The following is a 15816-nucleotide window of genomic DNA, read 5'->3' on the forward strand; positions in this document are numbered from 1 at the left end:
ATTACTTTTCTGATTTTTGGTTTGAAAGAAGACCTGTGAGCAGAAAACCTCCGATAAAAATAGTAAGCGTCCCCATCACTATAGTCAGATTGGTATGAAGTGTATTTTTAAACCCCTCCAAAGAAGTTCCTGTCAACAAGACTGGCGAAAGACTCATCCATCCTATCACTACTACTCCACATAGCACACCGATTGCAGCCGCTTTACTTGGAGCTTTTTTGACTACAAAACCTAATAGAAATAATCCGAGGATTCCGCCACTGAAGATCGATGAAAGTGCCCACCATGCTTCCAAAGCACTGGTGACCCCGTTGAACGCCAAACCAACCACAATACTCAATCCGCCCATGACGAAAGAGGTGATCAAAAGCACGCGCATGGATTGCTTTTCTGTAGTGTTTTTATTGATATACTTTCGATAATGATCAGATAGAAAAACAGTCGCTGAGCTATTGATACTGGTAGAAACTGTACTCATGCCGGCCGCAAAGATTGAGGCTATCAATAAACCTGTAAGTCCTGTAGGAAGCCCTGATACGATGAAGTATGGAAATACCTTATCCGCATTCTCTGCCAATTGCAACTCAGCCGGTAACAAGTTAGGAAATGCCTGATAATAGGAAAACAAGGCAGTTCCGATGAAGAAAAACAATAGCGAAACCGGTACATATAAAAGGCTACCTAACCAGGTGGATCGCACAGCTTCTTTCTCAGTCCTAGCTGTGATATAGCGTTGGATATAGCTTTGATCAATACCGAAATTCTGAAGGTTAATAAATAGGCCGTAAACCAAAATCATCCAAAAAGTGGATTCCACAAAATTGAATTCGAAACTGCCCAGACTGAACTTATCGGCCTCAGCAGCTATGGTAAATACTTCTCCAGGTCCATTGGGCATGGAAAACATAATTACCAAGAGACAAACCACTGCTCCACCTATAAGTACTATTCCTTGTATGGCATCCGTCCAGATCACCGCTTCAATTCCTCCAAGCATAGCATATACGACCACACTTATTCCTGTACAAATGATAATCCATGGAATACTCCATCCAAAAAGTGCATTCATCGGCAAAGCAAGCAGATACATAATCGCTCCCATTCTAGCCAACTGCGTCAGGAGATAACAGATAGAAGCATATGTTCTCGCCCAAGGGCCAAATCGTGTTTCGAGATAGTAATAGGCTGATTCACTTTTCAGATTTCTGTAAAGAGGCACAAAATACCTGACCGCAACCCAAGCTGCCAATGGAATAGAAAGACTAAAAACAAAACCGTTCCAATTGGACAAATAGGCATTTCCGGGAAGAGCCAAAAAGCTGATGCTACTTACAAAGGTGGCAAAGATAGACATGCCGATAGCCCAACTTGGCAACCTTCCACCACCTGTGGTGTACTCCAAGGCAGTTCTTTTCCGAAAGGAAAATGAAATCCCGAAAACCACTATCCCAGCCATGTAAACAAGAAAAACTACTAAATCAATTAAAGGTAAATCCATTAATTCTTGGGTATTTTGGGTTGAGGAGAATTTCACTTCTCCTAAAGAAAATAAATTCTATTCTTTGGCTGAATGCAAAGTAAGATTTGCAGCTATTGCCTCAAAGCGTGATTTTAACTCCTTTACCTCCGAGTCAGAAAAAGGATAGAGTGGCATAGCAAACTGAGCCTGACATAGTCCTAAAAACGACATCGAAGTTTTCAAACCTTTCATGTAGCTGGACTTATATTGACCTACCTGATAAATATTTCTGCTGATTTCCATCACACTTGCTTGATAGACCTTCACCTTCTCAAAATTTCTGTTAGCAGCAGCTTCATAAAGTGCCACATACAGCTGGGGAAAAAGATTTGCGCCACCACAAACTCCTCCAAATCCTCCCATCAGTACAGTTTCTGCCATCATTTCCTCCGGACCTACCATCAATACAAAGTCTGGCTGATTTCTTAATGCATGACATAGAGACTGAAAATACACCCCGTGTGCTGAGCTATCCTTCAGGCCAATTATACGCTCATGAGCTGAAAGTTCTATCACTGTATCCACTTCAATTACCAGTTTGGTATGTGACGGCATATTGTAAAGGAACATCGGAAGAGAGATCGCGTCAGCCAATTGAAGGTAATAGTGTGTCAATTCCTTTTGATCAATATTATTGTAAAAAGGTGGCGCCACTACTACAGCATAGGCTCCAGCATTTGCTGAAAATTCTGCCAAGGCGGTACTTTCTTCAATGGACACATCGGTAACTCCGACCAATACCGGCACTCTATCGCCAACCTGACTACAGGTCTGCGTGATCAAATCTCTACGAGTTTGATAACTCAAACCAGAAAACTCACCAGTGGTGCCCAGTATAAAAATGCCATGAACGCCTCCAGCAATCAAGTACTCGATTAGCTTTTCTACACTTTCTGAATCCAGAGATCCATCGGCATGAAGTGGTGTAATCATAGGAGGAACAATCCCTCTCAGAGGTTCTTTTGAAGTAGTAAGTAATGTCATAAGTTATTTGTCAACTACGTTTGATAGGTTTATTGTAAAAATCTGGAAGAAAGACTTACCCGCTAAGTCTACTTTCCTATTGTATGCTAATATGTGCCCTGTATTGGACCAGTTAATATTGCTAAGATTTGTGTTTGAATTATCCGGAGCAGCTAAAACCTGCTGAGTTATACCATCACTCACTCCTGTGATATATATAGCTTCTTTTGCCCCATAGGCGAGATATTTCCCATCGGAACTCAAGCTGAAACTGGTATCAGGGGAAAATGTATTTTTGGTGATCGCTTTGATCTCTCCGCCATTGGGAGAGACTGTATAAATCTGTACTATTCCTGCATCATCTTTTTGATAGAAATAGATGGAATCCCCATCCGGTGAAGAGCGCAACCATTGTCTTGGCCCTTGCACTCCTGGGAATTTCTGGTCAGCTGTAAAAGTCAATCTGCGTTGTTTGACACCCACCGGAATAGTAGGCAAAGAGGTAAGACTTCCCCCATCAACTGACGAGATAAGTTCAGAAATGCTGGAAGAAATGTCAGCGATAAATACTTCTGTAACCTTCTCTCCAGTCTCAGATACCACATCTCCCAAAAAAACCAACGCCTGATTTTGCCTAGTACCGTCTAGCTTGGTATAGCCAGAATTCCCTACCCAGCATTCTTCATAGGCTTTGTCAACCTGATCAGATCCTGGCTTAGGATCAGCAGTCACTTCTGCCAGCAGAACTGCAAAACTCGTCCCATCAAAATTTTCATCATCTACTTTTCCATTGATAGCTACTCGCTCTCCTAGGATAAAAGCACCTACTGTCCTAAGGTCTTTGATAGCAGGATTTACTTTTGATTCACTCTCAAGAACTTGGTCATTATAAGTAAAGCTAACAAACCGCCCATCTGAACTGTAGGAATAAGCATGTGAACCTCCACGCAGTGCGCCTTTAGTGAATGGTACCTGCACATCCCGAGCTTCCATAGCTTCAGATTTATTCGATTCATCCAAGCTAACTTGCTTAGCAACCCGAGCCGTAAATCCATAAGGCTGCTCCTGGGAAGCATTCATCAATCCATGAATAAAAACCACTTCATTCCTTGAGGGATGAAAACTTACGGCACCTGTACCAGGGCCGAAAACAGTTTGATTTTCCAATTGGTAGATGGTTTTAACTTCCTGTGTTTCCACATCCACCACTTGGATAGAAGCATTTTCCCCAATTTTGGAATCATCGTTTCTATTGTCAAACACAAGCAGTTTATCATCAGGAGAAAATGCCTGTCGTTGATTTAAAAAGTGTCCTGAAGGATCACTGGTAAGCTGGATTTCCACTATTTCTATTGTATCAAGAGTTTCGTTTTGAGTATTCACGTTTGAGATTCTGGGATTACATTGTACCATCGAAAAACACATCGCATTCAGCAATAGAAGGGAAAATACCCTGGAGGTTAAAGCATGACCCTTTATTTTCTTAGTCATTTCCGTCAAAAATCATTTCTGAAAATGATAGAAATGCCCATCTTCCGCGCCCACAAAAATCTCCCAAACGCCATCCTTATTCCAATCGACAAAGGTCGGACTGGTGGTATGTCCAGCCAATACTTTTTCTGAAAGTGGGCCTTTGTGGCTGAAGGTAACTTTGCCTGATTCTTCACTGATATTTTCAAACAGAGTCACATTCACACTATTTATTAACAGATCAAGATCTCCGTCGTTGTCCCAGTCCACCAATGAGATTTTTCTTCTCCCACTTCCACCGGCCTCTGCATTGTTCAGACGTAGCGGGCCGCCTTCAGCATTTTCAGCTTTGTCCCTATTCGAATAGACAGAAACATTGTCACCATAGAATATCCGCTGACCGGGAAGAATGGCTTGCTGACCATTTTCATTTACACCTTTGAAAAAGGACAGATATCCTTCAAAATCCAGCATGACTAAATCCATCACACCGTCCTTGTCCCAGTCTATGGCATATGGAGTGGTCCGCCACTGAGTGACCAATTCATCTTGCGCTGACTTCCACCAGTTCCAGGCGGGAGAAGTAGCCACTTCTTTGCCTCGATTAACTTGGATAGGTTTGGGTGCTTCTAAGCCCGAGCCTGTATTTCTGATCCATTCTATCTTTCCCCAGATGGAATTAAAAATAATATCCTTATTCCCATCGCCATCCCAGTCTGCCACTGACAGTGTGGTGTAACCCCATTTGGCTTCGGCTGGACCTTGGATAGATCCATTTTCATTTGCCTGAATGCGTATAGGTTTTCCTCCCACTTCCAGAAGTTTCGGTTCATTCCAACTTGGCTTTTCTCCTCCGCCAATATTCTCTATAAAAGCAAAATAACCTGCTGAATTCCCTGTAATGATATCTTCATCCCCATCATTGTCCCAGTCCACGCTTACTGGCGTAGCCAAAGCTCCGAACTTCAGGTTATCAGATTGCTGGCGAAAGTATCTTGGCGATTCAAATTGAGGGACATTTCCGATTTGTTTCCCCGTGTTCCTCACTAAAGCGACACGTCCATCTTCGTCTCCGACGACCAGATCTACATGACCATCTTTGTCCCAATCCACGGCAACAGGAATAATCATCTCCAGATCCATTTTGATCAGGCCAGCATCATTTTTCAGAAAAACACCTTCCTTATACCTTGGCCTTTGTCTAGTCCCAATATTTTCGAAGTAAGTCATACGGTCCAAAAATTCTCCGCAGATCAGATCCAGATCACCGTCTCCATCAAAATCCGCAAAATTCGGCGAAGGCGCTCCATAGACATCAAGCATTTTTCCTCCGGCTTCTATTCTTCCTTTATTTACATAGATACCATTTTGATTTTCAAGCAAGAGCACAAAGCCATGAAGAGGTCCATTGATCCAAACACCGGTGTCATTAAAAGCATTGTCCCATCCATAATCTGCCCAATCGTCAATACCCACAACCACATCTAGGTCTCCGTCACCCTCATAATCAACCATTTTCCATTGGTTGAAACGAACCTTCTCAAAGCCTTTCTTTAGTTCATCTGCATCAAAAAGCACCTGTTCATTACGTGCCAGCTTAGTCTTGAAATCCACCAATTCAACTCCAGGAACATTGACTTTTACACCTTCATCGATGTGGGAAATCTGCACATTCTTGATCGCATCGCCCATTCGGACGGGTGCTGCGAAATCAGGAAAATCATCCCCCGTAGTATTCTCAAAAAAGTATAATCCATTGAACGGTTTGTCAGGACAGGAAACCAGCATATCCATATCTCCATCCCCATCGTAATCCATCGGTAGCGGCCAGGCCCAAAGTCCTACTCCCAAAAAAGAAGTGGTGTTTGCGTTATTGTACTTGACGATTTCGAAGTCAGTGGTGGCATGCTGAGCATAACTCAAATTCACCCAAAAAGTAGCGCATAAGCTAAGAGTGATCGTATTTTTCAGGAAGCACTTTACTTTGGAAAGAGGCGGCATACTTACTTAGGTTTTGGATTTCATTTTTTCAGGTCTTAAGACTCCAACTCATATTTCTCAACCATTGATTCAGGTCAAAAAATAATACTTGTGATAAACTAATAAGCTAAATAAAAGTTGAGACAGTGAATTTTTATTTAGCTGAAAATCCATCATCACATTGATTTTGGTGCTGTTTTTACTTTACTAAATATCAGTTGAATTTACACACCAAGCCTAGTCAATTTTATTAAAAAATTCCACAATCTTACCATGTTAATATATGAATTGAGGCCAATCCCTAGCAAAATCATATAATTGGTTGCTATATTAAACATTCCAATTTATTTTGAAAAAAATAGATTTACAGAAAAAAACATCAATAACTCCTTTAAATTCGAATGAAAGCCCATTTCCACAAAGTTGCAATCGAACCAGCAAAATCCTTTAATATCCGCTTGGATCAAAAGCCAAACTTTGGCACATTATGGCATTACCATCCAGAGTTGGAACTGCACTACATCATCAAAGGTGAAGGCACACAATACATTGGAGATAGCGTAAGTAATTTTAAAAATGGAGACATGGTTCTCTTAGGTGAGAATCTACCGCATACTTGGAGGTGCAAAGAAGAGTATTTCAAAGAAAACAATACTTTGGATGTTTGCGCTTACGTTCTTCAATTTCATCCAACTTTTTTAGGGCAAGAATTTCTACAACTCCCCGAGGCACAAGCTATTCCTGCTCTATTTGAAAAGGCAAAGCAAGGATTGGTAATCTCAGGAAATACCAAACTAAAAGTAGCTGAACTGCTTCAGCAATTAGAGCAAGCCACTGATCTGAATAGAATAATTCTTTTACTTGAGATCATTGAAATTTTGTCAGAGACAGATGAATATCAAACGATCTCACCAAGCTATGCCTTTAGCCATTTGACAAACTTGTCTGAAATGCACCGATTAGAGAAAATCTATTCATTTGTCCTAGCTAATTATAGGGGAGAAATTAATCTATCAGAAATTGCTTCACTTTCTAACCTGAGTACCTCTTCGTTTTGCCGATATTTCAGAACAATGACCAATAAAACATTTTTTGAATTTGTTATTGAAATAAGGATTTCAAATGCATGTAGAGAATTGATTCAGAACCAACTCACCACTCAGGCAATTTGCTATGAATCTGGATTTAACACCCTTTCAAATTTTTACAGGCATTTTAAAAAAGTAAAAGGAATGACTCCATTTGAGTATAAAAAACAATACCTGACTTAGTAGAATAATTCAAAATTTTTCAACAGTATTTAATAATCATATAATTTATAACCCTATATTATTGGAGGATTTTTCTACATAACAGATTAATTTTTAAGTTTTTAAGGAAATTCTACTTTTCTCATTTTCTCACAATTATTTAATTATTTATGAAAAACATCAAAAACCTGAGCAAACATTTAATGACAATGTTTGCTCTATCGATTTTCCTGCTAACGGCATGTGAAATAGAACCCAAAGAATCCATTACCCCACCTGGGGCTGAAGGGATTTCATCTAACATGATGGATAGATTCAAATCACTTCCTGAAGGATTTCAGGCCAGAATTGATCCTAAACTCAACTTTGGATCTGAATCGGCTCGGCAAACTAATTTAGGAGTACAAACAGATCAACAGTATAGAGAAATAGTACGGAGAATATTAAACGCCGTGGAAGATTCAGAATGTAGTGACACAGACCTATACTTATGGCTAGATGAGGAACTTGCAGATTGGGATGATGAAGTAATTTTTTATGCAATTGTTTCTGGAATGTTGGATTTCCCAACTTATGACGCATTCCTTTTCGAAAACAGTTCAGAAGGTCAATATTTCGGAAAGGATGGAGAATACACTCAATCTACTACCAAAGCTTTTAAAGATTTACAACGCTTTTGGAATATAGATTCGAAGGGCATTGTATTAGCTGCCATGCATGGAAATATGTTATTGGATAGAGAAAAAGTAATTAGAATAGATAAAATCTTATATGGTGATGATCAAGAGACAGCTGAAGATTATGCTGATCTAATTCTAGATTTATTGGATTACTTTCCCCAATACAGGAATGGTGACCACCCGATATTTACATTTAACGCTTTCGCCACAAGCGGTTTCTTTTTCCCTCCTGCAGGAGGCGATATTCCACCTAAAATAATAATGGGTGATGGAATTCTGGAAGCTTACTCTGCTCTAGGATTTGATGATGTAGCACCTCAGGCAATACTTGCACATGAATTTGGCCATCATATTCAGTTTCAACTGGGACTTTTTGACAGCCCAATAACTGACCCTGCTGAGGCAACAAGACGAACTGAAATGATGGCTGATGCCTACTCAGCTTATTATTTGTCTCATGCTAGGGGAGCTACAATGCAATGGAAAAGAGTTCAACAATTCTTAGAGGTATTCTTTAACATAGGTGATTGTGGATTTGATAACAGCGGACATCACGGTACTCCACTTCAGAGAATGGCTGCAGCAGAATGGGGATACCAAGTTGCTAATACTGCTAAAAAACAAGGTCAAATTTTGACTAGTGAGGAATTCGCTGCGTTGTTTGAGGCCAAATTACCAGAACTAGTTGCCGTTCCATAATAGTTAATTTGAACTTTACTAGTAAAAATCACCCTGCATTTTAGACAGGGTGATTTTCTATTTATAGCCAGTCCACATATTCAACCAGTATTTATTGAAAATTAAAAACCAAAATTTCGAGCTCCTGAGCCAATCGTAATTCACAAGGGAACCCATCATATTTATTCTTTCGCTTATGTTATTGAAATAAGGATTTCAAATGCATGTAGAGAATTGATTCAAAACCAACTCACCACTCAGGCAATTTGCTATGAATCTGGATTTAACACCCTTTCAAATTTTTACAGGCACTTTAAAAAAGTAAAAGGAATGACTCCATTTGAGTATAAAAAACATTATTGCATGCAGAATATCCCAATATAATAGCCAATGAAGATTTGCTATTTCTTGGTGCAATTTTCACATGTAAAATTCTGACTATTTGAACATTACAAAAAGAGGCCTGTCAAGGATATTATCCTGACAGGCCTCTTTTATATAATTAGGAAATCAATTCTCTAAACCTGATCAGGCACTTCAAATCCTGGTCTATAGTCGCGGGTTAACATTTTATCCGCTTCAGGATCATTGACAAAAGTCTCCGATTTTGGATCAAAATCTAAAACTCTTCCCAGTCTATAAGAAATATTTCCCAAGTGAGCCAAACCTGAAGCGAGGTGTGCTGTTTCCACAGGTCCATTCAAGATGGACTTGTCATGCTTGCGAACTGCATCTATGAAGTTGGCAAAGTGTCCATCCGTTCCGCCGGCTCCTCTATCCATACCCGAAGAAGCTGCTGCTCCATCATCTCCTGATATACCTGGAGTTCCCTTTTCACCAAGGAAAGTCTGAAACTTATCATAACCATCGACAACAAGGTATCCCTTGTCACCATAGAAGATATTTCCTACCGAAGCACCGCCTTCTGAATTGGTGTACCATGGGCGAACTTCAAATTGTATAATCTTATTTTCCTCTGGATAATTATAGATAGAAGTAAGTACCTCGGGCACTTCCTTGCTGTCATCCCAAAGGAACTTACCGCCCATAGAAGTGATTTTTGTAGGGAAACCTACATCCAGTCCCCACATACAAAGATCCGTTTCATGGATCCCTTGGTTGCCAACATCTCCATTGCCATAGTCCCAGTTCCAATGCCAGTTATAATGCACTAGGTTACGTGTAAAGGGTCTTTTAGGTGCAGGGCCAGTCCATAAGTCGTAGTCCAATCCTTCAGGAACTGGAGAAACACCTTTGTCGCCAATATCTCCACGCATTCTAAACACAAGACCCCGTGCCATATAGACTCTACCGATGTAGCCTTCCCGCATCAATTTTATCGCTTGCTGAACTGCCGGAGAGCTTCTCAATTGCACACCATGTTGAACAATACGGTCATACTTGGCGGCTGCCTCTATCATCTTTCGTCCTTCAGAGATATTATGAGAGCCTGGCTTTTCTACATAGACATCCTTACCCGCCTGACAAGCCCAGATAGTAGCCAATGCGTGCCAGTGATTGGGAGTTGCCAGACTTACTACATCAATGTCCTTGTTGTCAAATACCTTTCGTAGATCCTGCTCCAAGGCCACATCCATGTTGTATTTCTCCTTGAAAGTCTTTTTACCAGCCGTCAATAAGTTCATGTCCGGATCGCAAAGCGTCGTTACCTGAACGTCTTTCTGGGCCATAAAGCCTTGAATATGGCTTTTTCCTCTACCATTGATTCCCAATACAGCAGCATTAATTCTGTCATTTGCTCCAAATGCTGACGCTGGAATGATGGTAGGTAGTACCAGGGCAGCGGTGCCGGCAATTGCTGTTTTTTTAATGAAGTTTCTTCTTGATGGTTCTTTATTCATTGTATTCGGTTTTAAGGGTTTTTGTTTGACTTAATTCATCCTAGTTAAAGAAATACAATCAACCTCCATCAATAGCTTTCATTGGATCAACATTGGGAACTCCTGGTTGCTGAACAACGTGAGTAAGAGGCTCTATATTCTGTTCCGAACCATTGTACCCTGTCGTCTGATTTAATACAGCTTCCACATTACCAACAATGTATGGTTGGTAAACAGGCCAAAAAACATGCATAGGATCCATAGTATATTTGGTAGTGCTATAAGTCGCCCACGGCACCTCGTCTCTAAAGAAGGTATTCTTCTCCATCATTCTATCGTAATAAAAACTGCTTTGAGATAATGATTTCTCAATATCATCTCCTGAGACACTATACGATTTACCGTTATAGGCTGGCTTTCCAGTTTTGGCCAGAATGACAGAAATCCTTACCAATTCATCATGGCGATATTCCTCGCCAAACAATTCACGGTTTCTTTCATCCAGCACAGCACCTATGCCATCTCTGGCAATATCAGCAACTGAATACATGTCTATCGCATTTGCTCTAGAGCGGATAATATTTATGTCTGCTGCTGTTCCGGCTAAGTTACCTTGCCAGAATCTAGCTTCAGCTCTTACCAGATAAGCCTCTGCTACTCTCATAATGTACATATCCATTTTTCCACCGTCTTGTCTATCAGGACGATCTTGCTGGTTTACCGAATAGAATTTATACCTCGGGTATCCAAACCAACATCTTATCGTATCCTGACATGTCAATCTGCCATTATCATCATACAATTGTAATGGTTTTAGGTAGTAAGGACTGTCTGCGTCTTTGAGCGAAGGATTATCATACAAAAGATCCTCCATTTCAAACCAGTTTAAGTCTTTATGTCGGTAATCTTGTTCATCGACTTTGCCATTGAAGTTCCAAATATCATATTGAGAATAATTGGTAGGGCGTGCAAAACCTTGACTTCTTCCCCACTTTTTCATCATTCTACCTCTATCATCACTAGTGGATTGCTGTACGTCCGTTCCTGTTCTAGTCGTCCCAGGCTCCCAAATCCCAAGATTCGTACTTACAAAATTTGGCCCCCATGCTCTGATTCTTGCAGAACGACCTTGGCTACCCAACACAAACGGTTCATTCACCACAAGCCATATTCCCTCGGGATTGCTAGTTTTTTGTGCCCCCTTGTCCATGTGTAGATAGTTGACTGCATCTGCAGGAGCATATCCACTTCTGCCAGGCAAAGGATTACCAGTATTTGGATTGTTTGTATTGGCTACCTCCACTTCCATTACTCCAGAAGGGATCATAGCATCAGTAAATAACCGCGATTCACCACCGTTAATCACATCATCCATAACAGCCTCTGCATCAGAAAAACGCATATCAAGCATGTAATATTTAGCCAAAAGAATCCTTACCGCATCTTTTGGAGCTTGGCCTGTAGGCAATTCGCTTTTTGGCCTTACATACTTCACAGCATATTCAAGATCTACTATCATCTGCTCCCATATGCCCTGCATATGAAAGACCTTAAAGTCTCTTCTTGACTCTGAAACAACGTTGAGCGGAAATGCAACATTTCCAAAATCCATGGTGAGCTGCATGTAGAAAAATGCTCTGAGAAAATAGGCAGAGCCCAGTAAATGATTTCTCTGTGCATTTTCCATACCTCCATCCCAATCGGGGATATCGATGTAATCAATTACAGTATTAACTTTTTTGATATGATCATAATTGTCTGCATAAAATGAACGAGTACGTCCAGCATCATTATTTCTACTATTCGTAGGAGTAGCATAGGTACGCAAATCAACAAATGCATCAGGCTTATCAGTGGCAGATACAACAGATGCGTCGCTCATATTACTGTTAAACATTAATTCCCTAGTATCTCCATTCCATTGACTCATTACCCCTCTCAGCGAAGCGTCCAGTGCAGTCTGTAAACCTGCTGCATCTTTAAATGTATTTTCCGGACTTAGGAAAGACAATGGCTTTTCGTCAAGGAAACCATCACCACAGGACCCCGATCCCAGTAAGATCACCAGAGCAACAATTCCATTCTTTATATATTTATTTTTCATCTTTATCTATTTTAAATTCAACACCTCAAACAACTGATAAATAATCACTTAGAAAGTAAAATCTAAGCTTAATGAATAAGTCCTAGGCATTTCACTGGAAGATTCTGGATCACCTAGCCCTTTAATCCATCCTGTTAATACAGCTGCATTTTCTATGTTCAAAGCTACTCGGACACGTGAAGCTCTCACCTTCTGCAATACACTTGGAGGTAGAGTATATCCCACGGACACATTTTGAAGTCGTAAGTATGACCTGTTTAGCCATGCGTTCCCTCCTCCTAGATTAATCGAATTAATTCTAGCAAAATTATTTTGTCCATTGAGCGGAGTCCAATAGGGTATGGTATACCAATTATGGTTTTTAATATACTGTTGGGAATTATTAAATGGCTCCGTTGAACCTCCCTTATACCCCAGCTTAGCTAGAAAGACAAGCCCTAAGTCCAAACCTTTCCATTCGAAATCATTTCTAAAAGTGATGTACCAAGGATTGTTTCTCAAGCCTAAAAACACTTTGTCATCCACATCAATATCTCCATCACCATCCTGATCGACAAATCTGAAGTCACCTGGATAAAGTCCATATTTTGCTGCCTCAGCCTCTTCTCCGATCTGATACACACCATTCAAGTCCCAATCCCAAATAATGTCCTTGTTCTCACCGATGAACCATCCGTTTTGTAGATCGTCAGGTTCTTTCATTACTACATTCCCCTCACTGTCTAGCGACTCAACTGGAGCATTCCCCAGTGTAGTTATCTTGTTTACAGTATAGGTGATATTGAAAGTCGATTTCCACATGAAATTCGGAGTAGAAAAGTTGACGGTTTTGATACCAAGGTCAAAACCCGTGTTCTCCAGATTTCCAACATTTGTCTTGATGGAGCCAAATCCCGTTAAGTCGGGTAACTTTTGATCCAGTAGCAAATCCTTTGTTTCTGACTTATACACATCCAAGGAACCGCTTAGGCGTCCATCAAAAAAGCCATAATCAACTCCGACATTAAATGCACCTGTTTTTTCCCATGAGAGGGCAGGATTAGCTATTCTGTTGATTTCAGTATAGGGAGTGGCTACATATCCACCATCGTAATTAAGATAAAGACCATTACTTAATCTTGCATAAGCGTTATAATCATCCAATCCGCTACTGTTACCATTTACACCATAGCTCAATCTCAGTTTTAAATAACTAATTGCTTTACTCCCTGAGAGGAAATCCTCATTGGAAAGTGTCCAAGCTGCTGAAATTGACGGGAAGTTGGCATAGAGATTATCTTTTCCAAAGCGGGAATAACCATCTCTTCTGACGGAAGCGGCTATACTAAAACGATCTCCATAGGCATAATTAATTCTCCCCATTAAGCCTGTCCTGGAGTTCACTTCATCATAGGAGTTTTGCGTGGGATTTAATCCCAATTGTAACCCATGGTAACCCAGTGCAGCAGTAGGAGAAAAGTTATTGGTCATAGCTCTGGTCTCCCAATTACTATTACGCTCTGCGTTATACAAACCGGTGAAATTTAGTCTGTGCTGTCCAAAGGCCTTATCCCAATTCAGTATAGTATTGGATTGCCACGAAAAAGAATCATTATATCTTCTTTCTGCATCATCCACTGCTCTTTGAGGGTTGCCACTTCCATCGAAATCAAATCTTTTTCTGTAGTCAAACCTTGGTGTATAATCAGTACGCAGCGAAAAACCATACGGCAGAGAAAACTTTGCATAAATGGTAGGGTTAATCATAAACCTAGTATAGCTCCTATTATTCCAAGAAGGCTCCTGATATGGATTACTGATATTAGATCCTGCACTTTGGTCATTTAAATTCTCCTTGGTTCTAGGCTCACCATTTTTCCATGGTTGATCATAAGGAGAAAACACTCTATAGCTTCCATTATCTATAGCCTGATTTCCCTCGTCCTGGTAAGTAAACTGCGCATTGGCACCTATACTTAAAAATTCTGCAAGATTCACATCAAGATTCAAGCGGGAAGTGATCGTTTTGAATGTATCTCCTATTTGGACAGATTCTCTATCACTATAGCCTATTGAATAATAGTAAGCCACTCGTTCTGATCTCCCAGAAATACTCATGTCATAATCTTGTCGAATCCCCGTATGGAACAGGAAATCTTGCCAATCATATTGGACACCATTGTTAAAGTTTTCCAATTCATTATCCCAAAAACCGAAGTTGTTCACTCTGGCCGCATTAATAGAAGCAGGATCTGTTTCACCTGGAATACCGTTGGCGGCTAGCCAATCCTGTTGATACTGAGGATCTATGCTATTATAGTCACGGAATCTAGTCCAAGGTTCAGTGATGGTATTCGTAATCGACTCATTCATATCTGTAAGCCAGTTCAATACATCATCTCCTGCCTTATGAGTTTGTTGCCTTCTGGCACCTGTGACGATACCTAACCGCGAACTAACAGAAATCTGTGGTTTCCCATAAGCTCCCTTCTTTGTCGTGAAAATAACCACACCATTTGTTGCCTGAGATCCATAGACCGCTGCAGCACTTGCATCTTTCAGTACATCGACACTTTCTATGGTGTTTGGATTGATTTCAGCAAGGTCTCCACGAAAAATCACTCCATCCAGCACAATAAGTGGCTGGTTTGCTGACCTTTCGGCCGCATCGTCAGATTTAATAGAATTGTCACCTCTTACCTTGAAATCCGGTACATTTCTCGCATTAGTAGAATACCCAACACTCAATCCCGGCACCGTAGTCCTCAAAATCTCTGACACGCTAGTAGGTTTGTACTTCATTACATCCTTAGCTTGAACATTGACAATTGCTCCAGTAAGGTCCTTTTTCATCTGCGTGCCATAACCCACAACTACGACCTCATCCAGGGCTTGTGTGTCATCCAATAGAATAATATCAATTGTGGATTGATTTTTCACCTCAATAGTCTGTGACTCATAACTGATAAAGGAAAACTTAAGGCTAACACCATCAGGGACAGTGAGCGCGTATTTACCATCTAAATCGGTAGCTGTACCTATCGTTGTTCCGGGCACAGAAACAGTTACTCCCGGAATAGGTTCTCCATGTTGATCTGTAACAGTTCCTTTCACTGTGACTTCAAATGGCTCAATGAGTAACACATCCTCTAGGTAGTAATGACTTAGTTCGAACGATGATTTATGAGGATTTTCTAAATCATATTTTGTCATCTCTGCATTAGCAAATAGACTTCCTGAAAAAAATGAAAACAGGGCCAATGCAGCAAGAAATTTCAAGGGGATTTTTAAGCAATAATGTAATTGTTTTTTCATAATGGGTTTTATTGAAAGTTAATTGACGTGGAAAAAT

At 40.5% G+C, this 15816-nt stretch carries 10 protein-coding genes; 3 read left to right on the forward strand and 7 right to left on the reverse strand.

Translation table 11 applies throughout. The annotated features are described in order from the left end of the window. Window position 1: 1 nt before the first annotated feature. The 4 genes from ESV85_RS16880 to ESV85_RS16895 all read right to left on the reverse strand — a co-directional run bounded on the left by ESV85_RS16880 (window position 2) and on the right by ESV85_RS16895 (window position 5953). Window positions 2–1498 carry a sodium:solute symporter gene (locus ESV85_RS16880; RefSeq protein ID WP_146919657.1) on the reverse strand — a complete coding sequence of 499 codons (1497 nt, stop codon included), beginning with the start codon at window positions 1496–1498 and terminating at the stop codon, window positions 2–4. A 57-nt stretch (window positions 1499–1555) separates the two neighbouring features. Further along, the gene (locus tag ESV85_RS16885) at window positions 1556–2503 is read right to left on the reverse strand and encodes a dihydrodipicolinate synthase family protein (RefSeq protein WP_146919659.1); all 948 of its coding nucleotides are present in this window, start codon (window positions 2501–2503) and stop codon (window positions 1556–1558) included. A gap of 3 nt (window positions 2504–2506) precedes the next feature. Further along, window positions 2507–3865, reverse strand: a complete 1359-nt coding sequence (locus tag ESV85_RS16890; protein ID WP_191322040.1) for a DUF3748 domain-containing protein — start codon at window positions 3863–3865, stop codon at window positions 2507–2509. A gap of 120 nt (window positions 3866–3985) precedes the next feature. Then, window positions 3986–5953 (reverse strand): FG-GAP repeat domain-containing protein, encoded by a 1968-nt coding sequence (locus ESV85_RS16895; RefSeq protein ID WP_146919663.1) that lies wholly within the window; start codon window positions 5951–5953, stop codon window positions 3986–3988. 380 nt (window positions 5954–6333) lie between these two features. Here ESV85_RS16895 and ESV85_RS16900 point away from each other — a divergent pair, with 380 nt between their 5' ends. From ESV85_RS16900 to ESV85_RS16910, 3 genes are all read left to right on the forward strand, one after another. Further along, on the forward strand, window positions 6334–7203 hold the full coding sequence (locus ESV85_RS16900) for an AraC family transcriptional regulator (protein WP_146919664.1): 870 nt from the start codon (window positions 6334–6336) through the stop codon (window positions 7201–7203). 149 nt (window positions 7204–7352) lie between these two features. Continuing rightward, window positions 7353–8561, forward strand: a complete 1209-nt coding sequence (locus ESV85_RS16905; RefSeq protein ID WP_146919666.1) for a hypothetical protein — start codon at window positions 7353–7355, stop codon at window positions 8559–8561. Window positions 8562–8741: 180 nt separating this feature from the next. After that, window positions 8742–8924, forward strand: a complete 183-nt coding sequence (locus ESV85_RS16910; RefSeq protein WP_223276031.1) for a helix-turn-helix domain-containing protein — start codon at window positions 8742–8744, stop codon at window positions 8922–8924. Window positions 8925–9058: 134 nt separating this feature from the next. Here the strand turns inward: ESV85_RS16910 and ESV85_RS16915 are convergent, their stop codons facing one another. Genes ESV85_RS16915 through ESV85_RS16925 form a run of 3 tightly spaced genes read right to left on the reverse strand, consistent with a single transcriptional unit; the run spans window position 9059 to window position 15779 of the window. Then, the gene (locus tag ESV85_RS16915; protein ID WP_146919668.1) at window positions 9059–10402 is read right to left on the reverse strand and encodes a Gfo/Idh/MocA family protein; all 1344 of its coding nucleotides are present in this window, start codon (window positions 10400–10402) and stop codon (window positions 9059–9061) included. Between the two features lie 58 nt (window positions 10403–10460). Next, window positions 10461–12485, reverse strand: coding sequence for a RagB/SusD family nutrient uptake outer membrane protein (locus ESV85_RS16920; protein WP_146919670.1), 2025 nt, complete (start codon window positions 12483–12485; stop codon window positions 10461–10463). A 48-nt stretch (window positions 12486–12533) separates the two neighbouring features. Beyond that, a complete protein-coding gene (locus tag ESV85_RS16925; protein WP_146919672.1) occupies window positions 12534–15779 on the reverse strand; it encodes a SusC/RagA family TonB-linked outer membrane protein in 3246 nt (1081 codons plus the stop codon). Window positions 15780–15816 lie beyond the last annotated feature (37 nt).

This window comes from Algoriphagus aquimarinus (genome assembly GCF_007997215.1).
Lineage (GTDB): Bacteria > Bacteroidota > Bacteroidia > Cytophagales > Cyclobacteriaceae > Algoriphagus > Algoriphagus aquimarinus_A.

What these genes read in the sequence shown, in the direction of transcription:
- ESV85_RS16895 (WP_146919663.1), bottom strand. Translation starts at nt 5,953, where the DNA reads ATGCCGCCTCTTTCCAAAGTAAAGTGCTTCCTGAAAAATACGATCACT.
- ESV85_RS16925 (WP_146919672.1), bottom strand. Translation starts at nt 15,779, where the DNA reads ATGAAAAAACAATTACATTATTGCTTAAAAATCCCCTTGAAATTTCTT.
- ESV85_RS16880 (WP_146919657.1), bottom strand. Translation starts at nt 1,498, where the DNA reads ATGGATTTACCTTTAATTGATTTAGTAGTTTTTCTTGTTTACATGGCT.
- ESV85_RS16905 (WP_146919666.1), top strand. Translation starts at nt 7,353, where the DNA reads ATGAAAAACATCAAAAACCTGAGCAAACATTTAATGACAATGTTTGCT.
- ESV85_RS16900 (WP_146919664.1), top strand. Translation starts at nt 6,334, where the DNA reads ATGAAAGCCCATTTCCACAAAGTTGCAATCGAACCAGCAAAATCCTTT.
- ESV85_RS16885 (WP_146919659.1), bottom strand. Translation starts at nt 2,503, where the DNA reads ATGACATTACTTACTACTTCAAAAGAACCTCTGAGAGGGATTGTTCCT.
- ESV85_RS16920 (WP_146919670.1), bottom strand. Translation starts at nt 12,485, where the DNA reads ATGAAAAATAAATATATAAAGAATGGAATTGTTGCTCTGGTGATCTTA.
- ESV85_RS16915 (WP_146919668.1), bottom strand. Translation starts at nt 10,402, where the DNA reads ATGAATAAAGAACCATCAAGAAGAAACTTCATTAAAAAAACAGCAATT.